The sequence below is a fragment of the Nitrobacter vulgaris genome, assembly GCF_031453995.1.
GTDB lineage: Bacteria > Pseudomonadota > Alphaproteobacteria > Rhizobiales > Xanthobacteraceae > Nitrobacter > Nitrobacter vulgaris.
The window spans coordinates 1-19315 of record NZ_JAVDPZ010000021.1 but is presented as its reverse complement, the minus strand read 5'-3'; the positions used below and the strand labels follow the sequence as shown (position 1 = coordinate 19315).

At 60.8% G+C, this 19315-nt stretch carries 15 protein-coding genes; 11 read left to right on the top strand and 4 right to left on the bottom strand.

Translation table 11 applies throughout. The features are described from left to right. Positions 1-164 precede the first annotated feature (164 nt). From GGQ85_RS13235 to GGQ85_RS13190, 10 genes are all read left to right on the top strand, one after another. On the top strand, positions 165-2459 hold the full coding sequence (locus GGQ85_RS13235; protein ID WP_309774934.1) for a putative bifunctional diguanylate cyclase/phosphodiesterase: 2295 nt from the start codon (positions 165-167) through the stop codon (positions 2457-2459). A gap of 181 nt (positions 2460-2640) precedes the next feature. Beyond that, entirely contained in the window at positions 2641-3381 is a 741-nt protein-coding gene (locus GGQ85_RS13230) for an N-acyl amino acid synthase FeeM domain-containing protein (protein ID WP_309774903.1), read from the top strand. A gap of 243 nt (positions 3382-3624) precedes the next feature. Further along, complete coding sequence (gene pal / locus GGQ85_RS13225; protein ID WP_079448281.1) at positions 3625-4122, top strand: peptidoglycan-associated lipoprotein Pal; 498 nt, start codon at positions 3625-3627, stop codon at positions 4120-4122. Positions 4123-4462: 340 nt separating this feature from the next. Then, positions 4463-5386, top strand: coding sequence for a tol-pal system protein YbgF (gene ybgF / locus GGQ85_RS13220; RefSeq protein WP_079448280.1), 924 nt, complete (start codon positions 4463-4465; stop codon positions 5384-5386). Positions 5387-5553: 167 nt separating this feature from the next. Next, positions 5554-5937 carry a bleomycin resistance protein gene (locus tag GGQ85_RS13215; protein ID WP_309774902.1) on the top strand — a complete coding sequence of 128 codons (384 nt, stop codon included), beginning with the start codon at positions 5554-5556 and terminating at the stop codon, positions 5935-5937. 16 nt (positions 5938-5953) lie between these two features. Then, positions 5954-6997 (top strand): tRNA lysidine(34) synthetase TilS, encoded by a 1044-nt coding sequence (tilS, locus tag GGQ85_RS13210; protein ID WP_309774901.1) that lies wholly within the window; start codon positions 5954-5956, stop codon positions 6995-6997. 362 nt (positions 6998-7359) lie between these two features. Continuing rightward, positions 7360-9282, top strand: coding sequence for an ATP-dependent zinc metalloprotease FtsH (ftsH, locus tag GGQ85_RS13205; protein WP_079448277.1), 1923 nt, complete (start codon positions 7360-7362; stop codon positions 9280-9282). A 198-nt stretch (positions 9283-9480) separates the two neighbouring features. Continuing rightward, complete coding sequence (ppdK, locus tag GGQ85_RS13200) at positions 9481-12300, top strand: pyruvate, phosphate dikinase (protein ID WP_309774900.1); 2820 nt, start codon at positions 9481-9483, stop codon at positions 12298-12300. A 315-nt stretch (positions 12301-12615) separates the two neighbouring features. Continuing rightward, positions 12616-14004, top strand: coding sequence for a cell wall hydrolase (locus GGQ85_RS13195; RefSeq protein ID WP_309774896.1), 1389 nt, complete (start codon positions 12616-12618; stop codon positions 14002-14004). 333 nt (positions 14005-14337) lie between these two features. Continuing rightward, the gene (locus tag GGQ85_RS13190; RefSeq protein ID WP_309774895.1) at positions 14338-14928 is read left to right on the top strand and encodes a hypothetical protein; all 591 of its coding nucleotides are present in this window, start codon (positions 14338-14340) and stop codon (positions 14926-14928) included. Positions 14929-14992: 64 nt separating this feature from the next. Here GGQ85_RS13190 and GGQ85_RS13185 read toward each other — a convergent pair whose 3' ends face one another. From GGQ85_RS13185 to ygfZ, 4 genes are all read right to left on the bottom strand, one after another. Beyond that, the gene (locus tag GGQ85_RS13185; RefSeq protein WP_309774894.1) at positions 14993-15499 is read right to left on the bottom strand and encodes a tyrosine phosphatase family protein; all 507 of its coding nucleotides are present in this window, start codon (positions 15497-15499) and stop codon (positions 14993-14995) included. A 127-nt stretch (positions 15500-15626) separates the two neighbouring features. Further along, the gene (locus GGQ85_RS13180) at positions 15627-16235 is read right to left on the bottom strand and encodes a YfbR-like 5'-deoxynucleotidase (RefSeq protein WP_309774893.1); all 609 of its coding nucleotides are present in this window, start codon (positions 16233-16235) and stop codon (positions 15627-15629) included. Further along, on the bottom strand, positions 16232-16858 hold the full coding sequence (locus GGQ85_RS13175; RefSeq protein WP_309774891.1) for a DNA-3-methyladenine glycosylase I: 627 nt from the start codon (positions 16856-16858) through the stop codon (positions 16232-16234). Before GGQ85_RS13175 ends, GGQ85_RS13180 begins: the two co-directional genes overlap by 4 nt. Next, the gene (gene ygfZ, locus GGQ85_RS13170; RefSeq protein WP_309774890.1) at positions 16855-17736 is read right to left on the bottom strand and encodes a CAF17-like 4Fe-4S cluster assembly/insertion protein YgfZ; all 882 of its coding nucleotides are present in this window, start codon (positions 17734-17736) and stop codon (positions 16855-16857) included. The genes GGQ85_RS13175 and ygfZ overlap by 4 nt, the downstream gene beginning before the upstream one ends. Positions 17737-17892: 156 nt before the next feature. Between ygfZ and GGQ85_RS13165 the strand changes: the two genes are divergently transcribed. Beyond that, a complete protein-coding gene (locus GGQ85_RS13165; RefSeq protein WP_309774889.1) occupies positions 17893-19227 on the top strand; it encodes a dihydroorotase in 1335 nt (444 codons plus the stop codon). The last annotated feature ends 88 nt before the right edge of the window (positions 19228-19315 follow it).

Genomic DNA, 19315 nt, shown 5'->3' with positions numbered 1-19315 from the left:
CCGGATCGGCATCGGTTGGACCTTGATCCTATAACATTCTGTTTTACAAGCTAAATTCGGCCTTCAGGTGGCTGGTTCAAACGTCTCGCTAACGATGTTCGCTCAGAAAGGCTTCACTAGCGGCCGGTAACACTGTGCGCGCGGAAAGGATGCGCGCGCAGTCGATGCAGTTGGCCGACCACCATCGCGATACCGATACGATGTCGCCAGCGATATATGCGGCGCTTGTGGGTTCGCTATTCCAGAATCCGGCGCCGATGTTGGCTGGCGCGGTCTGCGCTGCGATTGCGGCGGTCATGACCGCATTGAAGACCGGCAACCATCTGCTGTGGCCATGCGCGGTGCTTCTGGTCCTGATTGGCATGCTCCGCACTTTCGACATGGCGAAATACAAGAATCGCCGTTCGGATCTGACCGTAGGCGAAGCCGCGCGCTGGGAGGCCCGCTATCAGATCGGAGCGGTGCTCTACGCAATTGTGCTTGGCGCATGGTGCGCCATCGCGCTTCTGATGACCGACGACGCCGTCGCGCACATGATCTGCATCTCGGTCACCACGGGCTATGTGGCGGCCGGCGCCGGCCGCGCCTACGGACGCCCATGGATTTTCCACCTGCAGATTCTGCTGACCTGCGGGCCGATGGCTGGGGCGATGGCGCTGAAAGGCAGTCCTTACTACCTTGGGATGGCGCTTCTCACCCTGCTGTATTTCCTTGGTCTCGAGAGGATCACGACCAGACTACAGCAGATTTTTCTCCGCGCCTTGATCGCGCGCGAACGCGAAGCTGCGCTCGCCGGCCAGTTCGACACCGCGCTGAACAACATGCCGCATGGCCTGTGCATGTTCGGCGCAGACGGTCGCCTTGGCGTGATGAACTATCGTTTCAGTGAAATGATGCATCTCGCCGACGACTTCGTGCATCGCAGCGTCGGCGCAGCGGATGTCATCGCCGCATGCGTGGCCGCCGGAACGATGTCGTCCGAAAACGGGCGGACGATTATCTCGGAGATCGAGAATTCGCAGGCAGGCGCAATCGTGACCACCGACGTGGATATGGAGCAGGGGCGGGCGCTATCGTGGACGTTCCAGCCGATGGCCGTCGGCGGCGCGGTCGTGCTGGTCGAGGACATCACGGAGCGGCGCAAGGCGGAAGCGAGAATCAACCATCTCGCTCGCTTCGATCCGCTTACCGAATTGCCCAACAGGCTCAGCTTCCGCGACGAAATCGAACGCCTGCTGGCGATTTCCAATAGTGCGCCGAGGCTATCGGCGCTGCTGTTCATCGATCTCGATCAGTTCAAGCAGATCAATGATACGCTGGGTCATCCCTGCGGGGATCGCCTGTTATGCATTGTCGCCGACAGACTCCGGGGAATGCTTCGCCCGGAGGACTTCGTCGCGCGATTCGGCGGCGACGAATTCGTGGTGTTTCAGCAAAACATCCAGTCGGCGGAGGAGGCGGCCGCGCTATCCCGCCGCATCGTCGAACGGCTCACCGAGCGATATGAAATTGATCGCCATCTTGTCGAGATCGGCGCGAGCATCGGTATCGCAATGACATCACCTGGCATCACGGCCGACAACATTCTAAAGCACGCCGACATGGCGCTCTACCGTGCCAAGGCCGATGGCCGCGGAACCTTCTGCTTCTTCCGCAACGAGATGGCTGAAACGGTCGAATCGCGCCGCGCCCTCGAACTCGATCTACGCAACGCACTGGCCAAGGAAGAGTTCGAACTGTTCTATCAGCCGCTGGTCAATCTGAAGTCGGGCCGGATCACCGCCTGCGAGGCACTGCTGCGCTGGAATCATCCCTCGCGCGGTACAGTGTCGCCGATGGACATCATTCCGGTGGCGGAGGAGATGGGGATCATCATCGATCTCGGTCGCTGGATTTTGCGCAAGGCTTGCATGGAATGCATGACGTGGCCGGAGGTTGTCAGCGTCGCCGTCAACTTCTCGTCGGAGCAATTCCATCAGCGCGACATCCTGAGCGAAGTCCGCTATGCCTTGGAGGTTTCCGGTCTTCCGGCGCACCGCCTCGAAATCGAGATTACAGAATCGTCGTTGCTGCGCAACACGCAGTGGACCCACGACGCGCTGAGCCAATTGCGCTCCGCGGGCGTGAGGATTTCACTCGACGATTTTGGCACAGGGTATTCGAGCCTTAGTTATTTGCACAATTTCCCGCTCCAGAAGGTCAAGATCGATCGCTCGTTTCTGGAAGGGATCGATACGGACCGGCCCCTGATGCTATTGCGTGGTGTGGCTCGGCTTAGCGCCGATCTCGGCATGGCCGTCGTCGTCGAAGGCATTGAAACCAACGAGCAGCTCGATCTCGTCAGCGTCGACGGCACGGTGACGGAAGCGCAAGGCTATCTGTTCAGCCGACCGGTATCGGCGGCAGGCATCCGTCGGCTGCTCGACGCCTCTCATGGACGTCGTCTGATGGCAGTGTGAAGGTCGTCCGGTCGATCGCTTAGATTTCTCCCTAAGGGCATGCCACCACCTTCGAGTCGAGGGTGGTGCATTGAAAGAATGTGAGGATACACTAACATTAATGTTTTGTTATCTTTTCATTTTATTAACGAATCGTTAACCTTCGATTGTCTGCTGGAATCAGACGGCGAGGGTGCTCCCAATGAGTTTGGCTCTAACAGTCGCCAAGCCTGTAGACCGAAGTATCGAACTTCTGGATCGGGTTGATTATCGCTTGGTGGAAACGCCGGCAGATAGGGATATCATCTACCGCCTTCGATATCGTGCCTACCTGAATGAGGGCGCGATCGAGACCAACCGCGACCATAAAATCTTCGATCGTTTCGACGATATGCCGAATTCCTGGATTTTTGGCATCTATCTGGACGGCGCGCTCGCCAGTTCCATTCGTCTCAGCATTTCGTCGCCGGAGCATCCGCGCAGTCCCTCGGTGGATGTGTTTAACGATTATCTCCAGCCGGAAGTCGATCGGGGCAAGGTTATGGTCGACCCGACCCGCTTCGTGGCGGATCCGGAGCTCGCGGGCCGATTTCCTGAATTGCCCTACATCACGCTCCGTCTATGCTTCGTCGCCTGCAGTTTCTTCAATGCGGACCTTGGTCTGGCCACCGTTCGCGCCGAACACCGGTCGTTCTACCGGCGTTTATTTGATCACCAGCCGTTGAGTCCTCCACGCCGGTATCCTGGTCTCGTCAAGCCGATCTGTCTGATGGCGGTCGATTTTCCGGCCTCGCGCGAAAAGGTCTTCGCCCGCTATCCGTATCTCCGTTCGAGCTATTTCGAACGTCGAATGTTATTCGAGCGCAGAGCTGGCACCGCAACTCTGGTGCCCACCGATTCTCCGTTTTCGTTCACACGACCCTCGATCGTCCCGAGGTCCTGATATCCGACCTAATTGTTGTGATGTGGGTTCAGGGGCGGACTCCGCGGACCGCGCGGTTGTGAAATCGCTGTCGGTTCACCCTCGCGCCACATTTGCGGCTTATTAACCATCGCGGGCGCTTCTTTCGCAAACATGGCATTTGATGCAATCGAGCAACCTCTCATCAAGGTTGACGGAACGTTCGCTTAACCATCACCCTGTAGAGCGAATAACAGTGGAAAACGCGAGCGTGGAGGCTCCGGAATGTTAAATCAGAAGCGATTCCTCCGGGGATTGAAGCTCGCCGCCGTGGTTGCGGCGGCGCTGTCGATGGGTGCTTGCGCTAATAAAAATCCGATGGACGGGAGGGGCGGCGGGATGGCCGGCGCCGCGACCCCGGGCAGCCAGCAGGATTTCGTGGTCAATGTCGGCGACCGCGTTTTCTTCGAGAGCGACCAGACCAGCCTGTCGCCACAGGCGATAACGACGCTGGAGAAACAGGCGCATTGGCTGCAGACCTACAATCGCTATTCCTTCACCGTCGAAGGCCATGCGGATGAACGAGGCACCCGCGAGTATAACATTGCGCTCGGCGCCCGCCGCGCGCAGACGGTTCGCTCTTTCCTTGCGTCGCGCGGCATCGATCCGGGCCGGATGCGGACTATTTCCTATGGCAAAGAGCGCCCGGTCGCGGTCTGCAACGACATTTCCTGCTGGTCACAGAACCGTCGCGCTGTCACGGTGCTCAACGCCAGTTCCTGAGGCGTCCCTTCTTATTTTGTTTTCAGCCGGCGCTCTTGGGGCGCCGGTTTTTTTGCGCCAGGATGATTGATGAAATAAAAGCCGGCTTCTGCCTTCTGTCTTGACGATGCAAACCCGCTGTTATCTGCAGCTCAAGCCAGAGGGCGCCGTTTTCACCCTTAACGCCACGAAAATATTTAAGGAGAAGACTGACCGGCAAGATCGTCGTAAAGTGATTGTTGTTGTTGGACCAAGTCACATTTTCGGTGTACTCAAGTTTTCAATGGGTGCGCTTTCGATGTGACGTTTATTCAGTCGACAGGCCAAAATGTCATCCATACCTTCGAGGTTTGCACGCGCAATGGCCGTTGCCACGATGCTCGTGCTTTCGTCACATGTCTCCGCGCAATATGACGTCGATCCCGAACTCCGCATCCAGCAACTGGAACAGCAGCTGCGAACCCTGACCGGGCAGAACGAAGAGTTGCAGCACCGGAATCGGATGCTCGAACAACAGCTGCAGCAGTTGCAGCCTGGAACGGCATCACCTGGCGTCGCGGCGACTGCGCCGGCAAATCCAAACGCCGGTTCGCCTCAGCCGAATTACGATCAGCGAGGAGGTCAGCCACCCCTCGTGCAGGAGCAGGTCGTGCCCGTGCCTGCGCAAGGTCATCGGGGTGATGCCTTCAACCCCAGTCAGAACCCTAATGCCCCGGGTGCGCCGCGCGCGCTCGGCGGCGGACAGATGCCGGTCCCGGCGACGGCCGTAGGTTCGCCCGGCGGCCGCGAAGCCGGCGCTCCGCTCGATCTCGCCAACGTCGGTCCACGCTCTTCGGGGAACTATCCGACGACCGGCAACGCTCCGCTTAATTCGGGGGGCCTGACAACACTGCCGCCATCGGCGACGCCGCGGGACGAATTCGATCTTGGCATTGGCTACATGCAGCGCAAGGACTATGCGCTTGCCGAGGAAACCATGCGCAATTTCACCCAGAAATACCCTTCCGATGCTCTGACGGGTGACGCGCAGTACTGGCTCGGAGAAAGCCTGTTTCAGCGCCAGAAATATCGCGAGGCTGCTGAGTCTTTCCTCGGCGTGACCACAAAGTACGACAGTTCGGCAAAGGCGGCCGATGCGTTGCTTCGGCTCGGACAATCGCTGGCCGCGCTGAAAGAAAAAGAGGCCGCCTGCGCCGCGCTTGGTGAGGTCACGCGCAAATATCCCCGCGCCTCCGCCGGAGTGAAACAGGCCGTGGACCGTGAGCAGAGGCGGGTAAAGTGCTAGCGCATGATCCGCCAAAGTGTGAGCGGTTTGGCGGATCATGCATATTCTCAATATTTAGAACGCGATCGGACGCAAAACCGGAATCCACTTTTGCGGATCGCGCTCTAGAGAACATGCGCCGGATCGCGTAAATTCGGGCGGGTCTCCGACTATAAGGAGCGTGTCCGATGAGCCCTCATGCCCCGCAATTTTGTTCGGCCGCGACCCTGTTCGTGGTCCAGGACGTCCCCAAAGCCGTTGCTCATTATCGCGACGTCCTCGGCTTCAAGGTCGGCTTCACCTACGGTGATCCGGTTTTCTACGGCGGCGTCGAGCGGGGCGACGTTACGATTCATTTCCAGGCCGCGAACAAGACGCCACGCGAATCCGGCCAAGGCGCCGTCAACGTGTTTGTGACCGAGGTCGACGCGCTGCACGATGAGCTGAAGTCGCGCGGGGCGACCATAGTGCATCCGCCGGGCGATCGTCCCTACGGCATGCGTGATTTCGATATCGACGATCTGGACGGCAACCGCCTGACATTTGGGATGGGCATCGGTGGTTCGGACTAGATCGACCGCACAAGCGATGAAGCCACCGAAAACGGGCTCCGCTTTGCCGATTTCGGCAACGGAAGCGAAAACGCTGTTCGCGGACTGGAAAGCGGCCCGCGCACTCGTCCTCGCCGTATCCGGCGGCCCCGATTCCATGGCGCTGATGTGGCTCGCGGCACGTTGGCGGCGCGCAATGACAGGCGGTCCCGACCTCATTGCTGTCACGATCGATCATGGCCTGCGGCGTGGCTCCGCGCGCGAGGCGCGGCAGGTCAAGCTGCTCGCAACCTCGCTCGGCGTGACCCACCGCATCGTGCGCTGGAGCGGCGCCAAACCGGAATCCGGATTACCGGCGGCCGCGCGAGACGCCCGCTACCGCCTGCTGGCGAGAACAGCGCGTGCCCACGGCGCATTGCATATCCTCACCGCTCACACCTGTGATGATCAGGCGGAAACCGTTCTGATGCGATTATCACGCGGCAGCGGCATTGCGGGCCTCTCCGCAATGGCACGTGAAACGATGCGTGACGGGTTCATCCTTGCCCGGCCGTTTCTGAATGTTCCGAAGTCGAGGCTGATTGCGACGCTGAAGAAGGCAAAGATCGACTACGTGGAGGATCCAACCAATCGCGACCTCAATTTCACGCGTCCGCGTTTGCGTACTCTGATGCCGGCGCTGGCGGAGGAAGGATGCGATGCCCATAACCTGACGCGGCTTGCATCGCGTCTGGCGCGAGCTAATACAGCGCTGGAACTCCTCGTCGACGGCGCGGAGCGTTATCTGGCCCTGCAGGATGACGACGCGCAGCGTCCGGGCTTTCGAACGGAGGCGTTTGCGGTCCTCTCGGAGGAGATCAAGGTTCGATTGTTGTTGCGGGTGATCGATCGTATCGGCTGTGAGGGGCGGGCTGAATTGGGTAAGGTTGAGGCTCTGCTCTTGGCGCTCGAAAGCGCCGCAAATCATGCGGGTTTCGGCCGACGCGTTTTGCTCAGAAGGACGTTGGCGGGGGCGCTGGTGACGCTTACCTCCGAGCGGATCAGCGTCGAGCCGGCACCGCCCCGGCGTCGGACCAACTAATGCGGCTTGGTTAATCGCCGCGCAGAGGACCTAGCCTGTAATCCAAAGCGGGTCTCATTTCCGCCCCGCGTCAAGTTCCGTCAAGCGTCACCATGCTTCAAAAATATGAAGCGACCGCAGACTCCGCCGGGCTAAGCTTGAAAGATGAAGCGGATCAAAGAGGTGATAAGCAGAAATATTGGAAATGCGAAACCTTGTGTCAACTGCCAGGGCCGAATAGGTTTTATTTAATAAGAGTTTCACCCGGTTCCCTTGGCAGGGGCAACCTCCGCGCCTAGATTGTATACGTCTCGGCAACCCCCATCTATTAAGTCGATGCAGGGATATCCGGCTGCGATCCGCGCGGCCTCGAAGGAAGATCGATGAACGCCAATATGCGCAACTTCGCCCTCTGGGTCATCATTGTCTTGCTCCTGTTGGCATTGTTCACATTGTTCCAGAGTCCTGGTCACCACACGACCGCGCAGGATATTTCGTTCTCGCAGTTGTTGACGGAAGTCGATCAGAACAATGTTCGCGATGTCGTGATCCAAGGGCAGGAGATTCACGGCACCTTCACCAACGGTTCCAACTTCCAGACCTATGCGCCAACCGATCCGGGGCTGGTTAAAAAGCTCTATGACGCCAAGGTGCAGATCACAGCTAAACCCCCCGGCGACAGCGTCCCATGGTTCGTTTCGCTACTGGTCTCGTGGCTGCCGTTCATCGCGCTCATCGGCGTGTGGATTTTTCTGTCGCGCCAGATGCAGGGCGGCGCCGGCAAGGCGATGGGTTTCGGCAAGTCTCGCGCCAAGATGCTGACGGAGGCCCACGGCCGCGTCACCTTCGAGGACGTCGCGGGCGTCGATGAGGCCAAGCAGGACCTGCAGGAGATCGTCGAGTTCCTGCGCGACCCCGGCAAATTCCAACGCCTCGGCGGGCGTATTCCGCGCGGCGTGCTTCTGGTCGGCCCGCCCGGCACCGGCAAGACGCTGATCGCGCGCGCTGTCGCAGGCGAGGCCAACGTGCCGTTCTTCACCATTTCGGGCTCGGACTTCGTCGAGATGTTCGTCGGCGTCGGCGCCAGCCGCGTCCGCGACATGTTCGAGCAGGCCAAGAAGAATGCGCCCTGCATCATCTTCATCGACGAAATCGATGCGGTCGGCCGTCACCGCGGCGCCGGTCTCGGCGGCGGCAATGATGAGCGAGAGCAGACGCTGAACCAGTTGCTGGTCGAAATGGACGGCTTCGAGGCCAATGAGGGCGTCATCCTCATTGCGGCGACCAACCGCCCCGACGTGCTTGACCCCGCGCTACTGCGCCCTGGCCGCTTCGACCGTCAGGTCGTGGTGCCGAACCCGGACGTCGTCGGCCGCGAACAGATTCTCAAGGTTCACGTTCGCAAGGTGCCGCTGGCACCCGATGTCAACCTCAAGACCGTCGCCCGCGGTACGCCCGGTTTCTCTGGCGCGGATCTGATGAATCTCGTCAACGAGGCGGCGCTGACGGCCGCCCGCCGCAACAAGCGCATGGTGACGCAGGCCGAGTTCGAGGAAGCCAAGGACAAGGTGATGATGGGCGCCGAGCGCAAGTCGCTCGTCATGACTGAGGAAGAAAAAATGCTGACGGCCTATCACGAGGGCGGTCACGCCATCGTCGGCCTTAATGTCATCGCTACCGATCCGATACACAAGGCGACCATTATTCCGCGGGGCCGGGCGTTGGGCATGGTGATGCAACTTCCCGAACGCGACAAGCTATCGATGTCGCTGGAGCAGATGACCTCGCGACTTGCGATCATGATGGGCGGGCGCGTGGCAGAGGAAATGATTTTCGGCCACGAGAAGGTGACCTCCGGTGCTGCGTCCGACATCGATCAGGCGACGCGTCTTGCGCGCATGATGGTGACGCGCTGGGGCCTCTCGAAAGAACTCGGCACCGTGTCCTATGGCGAGAACAATGACGAGGTGTTTCTCGGCATGCAGGTCAACCGCCAGCAGAACGTGTCCGAGGCGACCGCCCAGAAGATCGACTCCGAAGTCAGGCGTCTGGTCGAGACCGGTTACAAGGACGCGACCCGCATTCTTGGCGAGAAGCGTGCCGATCTGGAGACGCTGGCCAAGGGCTTGCTTGAGTTCGAAACCTTGACCGGCGATGAGATCACCGATCTGCTCAACGGCAAGAAGCCGAACCGGGAATCGGTGCTGGAGCCTGCGACACCGCGCACGTCGGCGGTGCCGCCTGCCGGCAAAACACGTCCGCGCCCGGAACCCGATCCAGGTCTCGAACCGCAGCCACAGGCCTGAGCGCCGAACGTTCGGTGCTATCCATCGACGTCTAAATCAAACAGCCCGGCGCAAGCCGGGCTGTTTTGCGTTGTGCTCCGAACTTGAATTGTGCGTCGATATCACTTCAGGACAAGGCAGTTCGCGTAGCTTGCGCGGCGTTGTCGAAACGTGGTGTAAGGCGCGCACGGTTTCCCTTACGAGGAATGGTTTCAAACCATGGCCAAAGCTGCCTCGAAGTCGAAAAAGCCTGCAACGAAATCAAAAACATCTACAAAATCCCGGGCGAAAAAGCGAAATTCCGCCGGCACGGGGAAGGCGACGAATAACGCAACGCCGCCGGCGAGGGGCAAGTGGGTCTATACGTTTGGAGACGGCAAGGCGGAGGGCAAAGCAGAACTGAAGGAGCTGCTCGGCGGCAAGGGTGCCAATCTCGCCGAGATGGCAAATCTCGGTTTGCCAGTGCCTCCCGGCTTCACGATTACCACCTCGGTATGCGCGGTTTTCTATGCGCATGACAAATCCTATCCGAAGGAGCTGAAGCCACAGGTCGAAAAAGCACTGCAGTACGTCGCAAAAATAACCGGCAAGGTGTTCGGTGACGCGGCCAATCCGCTTTTGGTCTCGGTGCGATCGGGAGCGCGCGCCTCGATGCCCGGCATGATGGATACGGTGCTCAATCTCGGCCTCAATGACAAGACCGTCGAAGCTATGGCCGCGCTCTCTGGCGATCGGCGATTTGCTTATGATAGCTATCGCCGCTTCATCACTATGTATTCGGATGTCGTGCTTGGCTTCGCGCATCATCACTTCGAAGACATTCTGGATACGTTCAAGGATGGCAGGGGCTATTCGCTTGACACGGACCTGACCGGCGACGACTGGGTCGAGGTGGTGGGCAAGTACAAGACGGCTGTTGCACGCGAGACCGGCAAGGATTTTCCGCAAGATCCTTATGAGCAGCTGTGGGGCGCGATCGGCGCAGTGTTCTCGTCCTGGATGAATGCGCGGGCGGTCACTTATCGCAGCCTGCACAATATTCCGGAGTCGTGGGGCACCGCCGTCAGCGTGCAGGCCATGGTGTTTGGCAATCTGGGTGAGACATCGGCAACCGGCGTGGCGTTCACGCGCAATCCGTCCACCGGCGAAAGCCGGCTCTATGGTGAGTTTCTCATCAACGCTCAGGGCGAGGACGTGGTGGCAGGCATCCGCACGCCGCAGGACCTCACCGAGGCGGCGCGCAAGGAGTCCGGGTCCGACAAGCCGTCGATGGAAACGGCAATGCCCGAATCCTTCAAGGAGTTGACGCGCATCTACAGGTTGCTCGAAAAGCACTATCGCGACATGCAGGACATGGAGTTCACGGTCGAGGATGGCAAGCTGTGGATGCTCCAGACCCGAAGCGGTAAACGTACCGCGCGCGCCGCGTTGCGCATCGCGGTCGAACTTGCCAATGAGGGCCTGATCTCCAGGAAAGATGCGGTGGTCCGTATCGATCCGGCCTCGCTTGATCAGTTGCTGCATCCGACCATCGATCCCAGCGCACAGCGCGACGTGGTTGCCACCGGCTTGCCGGCGTCGCCCGGCGCGGCTGCGGGTGAGATCGTGTTTTCTTCGGAGGAGGCAACCAAGCTGCAGGCTGGCGGCCGCAAGGTTATCTTGGTACGGATCGAGACCAGTCCGGAAGACATCCACGGTATGCATGCCGCTGAGGGTATTTTGACGACGCGCGGCGGCATGACCTCGCACGCGGCGGTGGTCGCGCGCGGCATGGGCAAGCCCTGCGTTTCCGGCTGCGGCAGCATCCGCGTCGATTATGGACGCGGCACCATGGCAGTCGGAGATCGCACCTTCAAGGTCGGTGACGTCATCACCATCGACGGTTCGCTCGGCGAGGTGCTGGCGGGACAGATGTCGATGATCGAGCCGGAGCTGTCCGGTGAGTTCGGTACGCTGATGGGCTGGGCCGACGAGATTCGCAAGCTCGGCATCCGGGTCAACGGCGACACGTCAGCCGACGCGCGAACGGCGGTGAGGTTTGGTGCCGAGGGAATCGGTCTGTGCCGCACCGAGCACATGTTCTTCGAGGAGACTCGCATCCGTACGGTGCGAGAAATGATTCTGGCGGAAGACGAGCAGGCGCGCCGCGCCGCGCTGTCGAAGCTGTTACCGATGCAGCGCGCCGATTTCGTCGAGTTGTTCGAGATCATGAAGGGCCTGCCGGTCACGATCCGATTGCTTGATCCTCCGCTCCATGAATTTTTGCCGCATACGCAGGCCGAGATCGAGGAAGTCGCGCGTGCGATGAATACCGATCCGCGCAAGCTGGCTGACCGTGCTCGCAATCTCGCCGAATTCAATCCCATGCTTGGCTTTCGTGGGTGCCGCCTTGCCATCGTTTATCCCGAGATCGCCGAAATGCAGGCGCGGGCGATCTTCGAGGCGGCGATCGAGGCCGAAAAGCGCACCGGCAAGGCCGTCGCCGTTGAAGTCATGGTGCCGCTCATCGCGACCAAGGCGGAGTTCGATCTGGTCAAGACGCGGATCGATATGACCGCGCAATCGGTGACACGCGAAACCGGCGGCAAGCCGGCTTACCAGGTCGGCACCATGATCGAATTGCCGCGCGCCTGTCTGGCGGCAGGAGAGATCGCCGAAACGGCGGAGTTCTTTTCGTTCGGCACCAACGACCTCACGCAGACCACGTTTGGCATCAGCCGCGACGACGCGGCGAGCTTCCTTGGCGCCTATATCGCGAAGGGAATTTTGGAGATCGATCCATTCATCTCGGTGGATCGCGGCGGTGTCGGAGAACTGGTGAAGATTGGCGTCGCGCGTGGCCGCAAGACCCGGCCAAATCTCAAGGTGGGCATCTGCGGCGAACACGGCGGCGATCCCGTTTCGGTGGCATTCTGTCACGAGATCGGATTGAACTATGTGTCATGCTCACCATACCGCGTGCCGATCGCGCGTCTGGCCGCCGCTCATGCGGCGCTCGGCAAGATCGTCGCGAGCCGAGTGGATGATGGACGGTCATGATCGGAAGGCCTGCCGGCCGCCTAAATCAGATCCCGAAAGCAGAAGCAGGTTTTCAGATAAGATCATGCGCTGCCGGTGAACCGCCTGCGCGTCATCCGCGGCGAATCAAGCGTTGACCGTATCTTTACTATTTCGCTCGAGGCGTTGTTTACCAACGCTCCCGATATTCGCGCGCGCTTTCGGATGCCTCTTGCCTGTTGTGCCCTTGCATCGCCGATTAACGCCCTCGCAACTTTAATTGGATATTACCGAGATCGATCGAAATGGACTAAACGTACAAATCGATCGCGTGTGTGGCGTTGCGTGAGCGTGTCGATGTCTGTGTTGCGTAACCAACCGAAGAGCGCGCATCTTGCGCTCTTCGGTTTCGGTCTCTGCGTCTTCGCATTGATCCCGAACGAAGTCGGATATCAGGATATTGCGTCCTTGCTTGCGAGGCAGCCGGGTGTCGCCGAACGCTGGCAAAGGCGTGTTTCCGCCAACGCGGTCAGCTCCATTCAGGTCGCGACCTTCAATTTCGGGCGTCCGGTCGGCACATCGGTACCGCGCGCGGCCACACTCCTGCTTGCGAGTCTCGATGAAGGCGTTGGTGCTGCCGCGCGCACCCGGCTGACGCGGCCGCCGCCACGCTATAGCGCTTCGGATTTCCCCAAGGTCGATCGGACGCTGAAGGGCGACCGTTTAGCCCTCGTTGCGCCGGAGCCGCCGCCCATTGCGCCGACGGATGCTGCGCCGCAGGCCCCCTCAACGTCCAATGCGTCGGTGTTCGGGGCAAAGACGGCGACGACCCGTCATGACGGGGAACCCTCGGGGCTCGATCCCGAACTGGCGGAAGCCCTGAATGCACCTCCTTTGCCGCAATACGATATTCCGCTCGATGTGCAGCCGTCAGACGATCTTGAGGCTGACAAAGCGGTTGAGAGGCCGCAACCTTCCACCGACGAGTTTTCCATCAAGACGGCAAGCCTGTACTTCGGCAGTTCGGCACTAGGTGTCGCAAGTGAAGGTTTGGAACATTGGCGCCCCGGCGAAGAACCCATGATCGTGATGCCGGCCCTGGCAGCGGATCCCGACATGAAGGCATCCCGGCCGCCGCAGCGGGATTCTGCAAAAGCCGGCGAAACCGTGGTCGGCAAGGGCGAGGTCAAAACGCCGGCCGAGCGGCTCGGTCTTCTGGATGACAAGAAGCGCGCCAAGCAGGAAAAATGCCTCGCGGAGGCGGTTTATTTCGAAGCGCGCGGCGAAGCGGTTCGCGGCCAGATCGCGGTTGCTCAGGTGGTTATGAACCGCGTGTTCTCGGGTTACTATCCGACCACGGTGTGCGGCGCAGTCTACCAGAACGCAAATCGTCGTTTGGCCTGCCAATTCACGTTTGCCTGCGACGGCATTCGCGACGTCGTCACCGAGCCGGACATGTGGGATCGCGCCCGGAGGATAGCGAAGGCCACTCTTGACGGACGGCTGTGGCTGTCGGAAGTCGGCAAGTCGACGCACTATCACGCCTATTGGGTGCATCCTTCCTGGGTGCGCGAAATGAAGAAAATGTACCGCACTGGTGTTCATACCTTCTACCGTCCGCGCGCGTGGGGCGACGGCAAGGATGCGCCGAGTTGGGGCACAACGGCTCAGACCGCCGAAATCTCCGCCAGACTCGCCGAGGCAGCTCACAGTTCGGCTGAATTTGGTAGCTCTGCCCGGCGGTAGAGTCGCCGGCGCAATCGCCAAAAGACGGCCACTGTCATTTTGGATCCTAGGCGGAGTAAGGCGCGGATCAAGGGCGACTGGCTGGCGGCTTGCGAATGATCTCTATTGTTAGAAATATCTGAAATAACTTATGAAATTCGTCTGGAAGCGTTGATCCAGCCGTCACCAGGATTCTCGCGGGCGAAGTTCGCGGGCGCCTCGTGGTGAAAGTTTCCTAGGATATTCAGACTTTACCAACCAAGCTGCTCCAATGTTGCCACGGTTAGTATGGTAAGGAGCGGGTAAAGGTCGGCCATCGGCGCCATCCCGCGATCAAGTTGTCGGAGTTGCAGTATGCTCGCGCGTTTCGTGTCAGGAGTCCTGGTTGCAGGTGCGATCGCCGCACCGGCAATGGCCGGTCACCTCATGAATGCCAACGAGGCCAAACGGTTCGTATCCGGCAAGGTTTTCGCGTTTACCTGCTTCGACGGTACGCGTGGCGCCGGCCGGGTGTTCGAGGACGGGGGCGCAGCCGGCGCAGTGCAGTTCAGCGGCGAAGGTCCGGTTCGCCACATGAGGCTGCCGGGCAATACATTACAGGTGCGCGGTCAGGCGGTTTGCGCGTCGATCAAGGGTCTTCCGTTCGAACCGTGCTTCAACCTCGACAAGAAGAGCGAAGCCAGCTTCCGCGGTTCGGTATCGGGCATGGGCTTTGCGTATTGCGACTTCGACCATCAGGGGGGCAGGCAGATGCTGCTGGCGCGCGCCGCTGCACACCCGTATGCCCGCCGCAGGGTTTCGCGCACGGCCGATGCGTCGAACACGGAAGTGACCGCGCGTGTCGAAACCCCGAGGGTCGAGAGCGCCAGGCTTGAGCCCGTCAAGCCGGAAGCCAGGCCGGCCAAGGTCGAAGGCGCTTTGGAACTACGACGTTCCACCGATTAAGTTCGGTAGACACACCGATCGCGCTGGGTCGCGAGCCGCTTTTCCGCGAAAAGCATAATATCGATTATTCCAGATCGATGCGGAACGGTCGGCCTTCGATCGTCATATCGCCGGGACCCATTTCGTCGACCGCGTGCAGCATTCGTCCTCCACGTCCAAGAGCTTTGTCTGCCAGCGCTACGATCAGGCGATTCGGCTGCGCGATTGGCGAGGCCGCTCGGATCTGACGTGCGATGGAGATCTCGTCGCGATGCGGGTTGAGCGCGCAGGCGGCGGTGAAAGCGCTCGCGGTCGACCGGCTGATCCCGGCGTAGCAATGCACCACCAGCGGCGCCTTGCGATCCCAGCCACGGATGAACGTCAGAACCTGCATGATATGATCGTCGTTCGGCGCGACGAAACCATCCACGGGTTCGTTGATGTCGTCCATCGACACCTTCAGATGATTAGCCTCGAGAATCGAGTGCGGCCGCCGCACCTGATCGACGTTCGCCATGACAGTGAGGACATGGCTGGCACCGCTGGTTTTCACGGTTTGCGCAAGCGCGGCAAGCGAGCAGACGTGGATCATGGCGTTCCCGAGTTTTCGGGAGATTATAGGCCGGAGCGCCTTGGGACAAAAGGCGGTCCGCGAAGATGATGCGGTTCCGATATTTTTGGGCGGGACGCAGGCGCCAAATACTTATCCTGATCCCGCTCTAACCGCACAGGCTCTGGAATCGCGCCAGGAACCGGTTCTCGGCCTCGCTCGCCGGCCACGGCGTCAGATAATCCTCGATCATCGCCTCCGGAAGGCCCGGATCGCTGCCGAACAGCCGCTTCGCCTCGGGCTCCGAGAAGCCCGCGAGATGGGTCGCTTCGAGATAGGCCGCGCCCATGTCGGCATCCTTGATCTGCTGCTCGATGTCGGCGGGCAATGCTGGTGGCAGTCCGAAGCGGATGTGGATCGCCGACAGCAGCCGCTTCTCCACCGCCTTGTAGGAACCGCCGATCACCGCCTTGAATGGTGAGATCATGTCGCCGATGACATATTCCGGCGCGTCATGCAGCAGCGCCGCCAGCCGCACCCGGATATCGACGCGTGGCGTGTGCTCGCGCATCACGGCCTCGACCAGCAGCGTGTGCTGCGCGACCGAGAAAATATGCGCGCCGTGGGTCTGGCCGTTCCATCGCGCGACGCGGGCGAGGCCATGCGCGATATCGGCGATCTCGATGTCGAGCGGCGAGGGATCGAGCAGGTCGAGCCGCCGCCCGGACAGCATCCGCTGCCATGCGCGCGTCGCGGTCTTCGAAACCCGTCTCGTCATTGCGCAGCGGAACGTGGCTTGCGCGCCTGCTTGCCGCACGTCTCATGGCAATGGCATGTCATCAGATGGTCGTTGACCATGCCTGTTGCCTGCATGAAGGCATACACGATCGTGGGCCCGACGAACTTGAATCCGCGCGATGTCAATTCCTTCGAGATTTTGATCGACAGCGGTGTCGAGGTCGGTACGGTCGCGGTGGTCTTGAACCGATTGACCCTCGGTTGACCGTCCATGAAATTCCACAGCAGCGCGGAAAAGCCTGGACCCTGCTCCATGATCGCCAGGTAGGACCTCGCGCTGGTGATGGCGCCCTCGATTTTAGCCCGATTGCGTACGATTCCCGCATCGTCCATCAGCGCGTGGACCTTCTTCTCGTCGTAGCGGGCGATTGTCTCAGGGTTGAAGCCCTCGAAGGCGCGGCGGAAGTTGTCGCGCTTGCGCAAAATCGTGATCCACGACAGACCGGCTTGAAAGCCGTCGAGGACCAGCTTTTCAAACAGCGCGCGGTCGTCATATTCGGGTATGCCCCACTCGGTGTCGTGATAGGCGAGATAGAGCGGGTCGTCGCCGGGCCACGGACAGCGGGCGAGGCCGTCGGCATGCATACGCGCGGATTGCGTCATGCGACAGTATTCTTCGCCGATAGCTTCAGATCGTCCGGTTCGGCGACATGGATCGGGACGCCGCCCGCGGTCAACGGAATCCCGGCCTCGATCGCGTCGGCGGCGCGATCCAGCCGCAGCAGCGCAAGACCCTGGTCCGCTGCCGACGAGCCCATGGTGCCTACGGACTTCTCCCCCGCGACCACGGCCGCCCCTGGCTCGGGGGCGCTATTGTCCAGGCGCACTCGCACAATCCGGCTGCGCGCAGTGCCGCGATGCTCCATGCGTGAAACCACTTCCTGACCGACATAGCAGCCTTTGTCGAAATCGACGCCGTGTAGCCGGTCCATATTGGCTTCATGCGGAAAAGCATCGCCGAACGTGAAATCCAGTCCGCCGCTCGGCACGCCCGCGGCGATCCTGTGAGCCTCATAGTCGGCGCTTTCGACCAGTTCGGCGCCGATCACATTGGCTGCTCGGGCCGCGAGTTCTTCCGGCGCGAGAATGCGCCAGCCGAGCTTGTCGCTGCGCGGGTCTGCGAAGGTCAGGTCGGGGTGCATGGCGGGTTCGCCGTCCCAGGCCGCCAGCACGCCGAGCTTGCCCGAAAGGTTTTCGACCGTGACCTTGGCGCGCAGCTTGTAAAAACCCAGCTTGGTCGCGAGCGGCTGAGCTAGCGGCAACGGGCAATCGATAAGAAAGCCGCCGCCGTGACCGGCCTGCGCTTCGGTGATGAGGAAATCGAAGGTGATCTTGCCTTGCGGCGTCAGCAGCGCGCCAAATCGCCCAAGCCCCGGCTCAACCTTGGTCACGTCCGTGGTCACCAGACCGTTGAGAAAATTGCGGGCGTCGTCGCCGCTGACCTTCACCACGCCCCGGTCGGGAAGAAACGCTGCTTTCATGACACTTCTCTTGGTTCGGGCGTTGTTCTCTTGGCGGTTTTCCCGCGCAGTCCTCCCCCGGGGGAAACCTGCGTGCCGGATTTCGCTTTCGGAACGTAAGCCGCTAAGGTGCGGGCAACAAGGTCCGCGCGGCCGCGCGGAAAGCTTTTGGGAACAATGACCAAGACATTTGACGTGATTCTGAGATCCGGCACCATCGTCAATCAGGACGGCGAGGGGGTCGGTGACATCGCCGTTTCAAACGGCCGCATCGCGGCGATCGGCGGACTTGGCCAAGCCGACGCGGGCGAGGTCATCGACTGCCGGGGGCTGCATATCCTGCCCGGCGTGATCGACACCCAGGTGCATTTCCGCGAGCCGGGACTGACGCACAAGGAAGACCTCGAAACCGGCTCGCGCAGCGCGGTGATGGGCGGCGTGACTGCGGTGTTCGAGATGCCGAACACCAATCCTCTGACAGTCACGGCGGAAACCTTCGCCGCGAAGATGAAGGCGGCGCATCATCGGATGCATTGCGATTTCGCATTCTTCATAGGCGGCACCCGCGAGAATGTGCAGGATCTGCCCGAACTGGAACGCGCTCCCGGCTGCGCCGGCGTCAAGGTGTTCGTCGGATCGTCCACCGGCGCGCTGCTGGTCGAGGATGACGACAGTCTGCGGAAAATCTTCAACGTGATCCGCCGCCGTGCCGCGTTTCACGCCGAGGACGAATACCGTCTGAACGAGCGCAAGAATTTGCGCGTCGACGGTGATCCGCGCTCGCATCCGGTGTGGCGCGACGAGACCGCCGCGCTACTGGCGACGCAGCGGCTCGTTACTCTCGCCCGCGAGACTGGAAAGCGCATTCATGTGCTGCATATTTCGACCAAGGAAGAGATCGAGTATCTGCGCGACCACAAGGATGTGGCCTCCTGCGAGGCGACACCACATCACCTGACCATGGCCGCCCCCGGATGCTATGAGCAACTTGGCACGCTGGCGCAGATGAATCCGCCGGTGCGCGATGCGGCTCATCGCTCAGGGATATGGAAGGGCATCGAGCAGGGCATCATCGATGTGCTCGGCTCCGATCACGCACCGCATACGCTGGAAGAGAAGCGGAAGACCTATCCGGCATCGCCGTCGGGCATGACCGGCGTGCAGACGCTGGTGCCTTTGATGCTGGATCACGTCAATGCGGGCCGCCTATCGCTGGCGCGCTTTGTCGATCTCACCAGCGCCGGTCCGGCGCGGCTGTTCAACATCGCTTGCAAGGGACGGATCGCGGCCGGCTACGATGCCGATTTCACTGTGGTCGATCTCAGCCGGACCGAGACCATTACGAACAAATGGGTGGCGTCGCGCGTAGGCTGGACGCCCTATGACGGTGTCGACGTGACGGGCTGGCCGGTCGGCACTTTCGTGCGCGGCCGCCGCGTGATGTGGCAGGGAGAGCTGGCGACCGCTTCCGCGGGCGAGCCAGTGCGTTTTCTGGAGACGCTGAAGCCCTAGAACCGATCGACATTCATCGCATCCATATCATGGCTGCTGCGAGCTTGATGAAGCCTGTGAAGTGTTCTGTTCGCCTGTCGTATCGGGT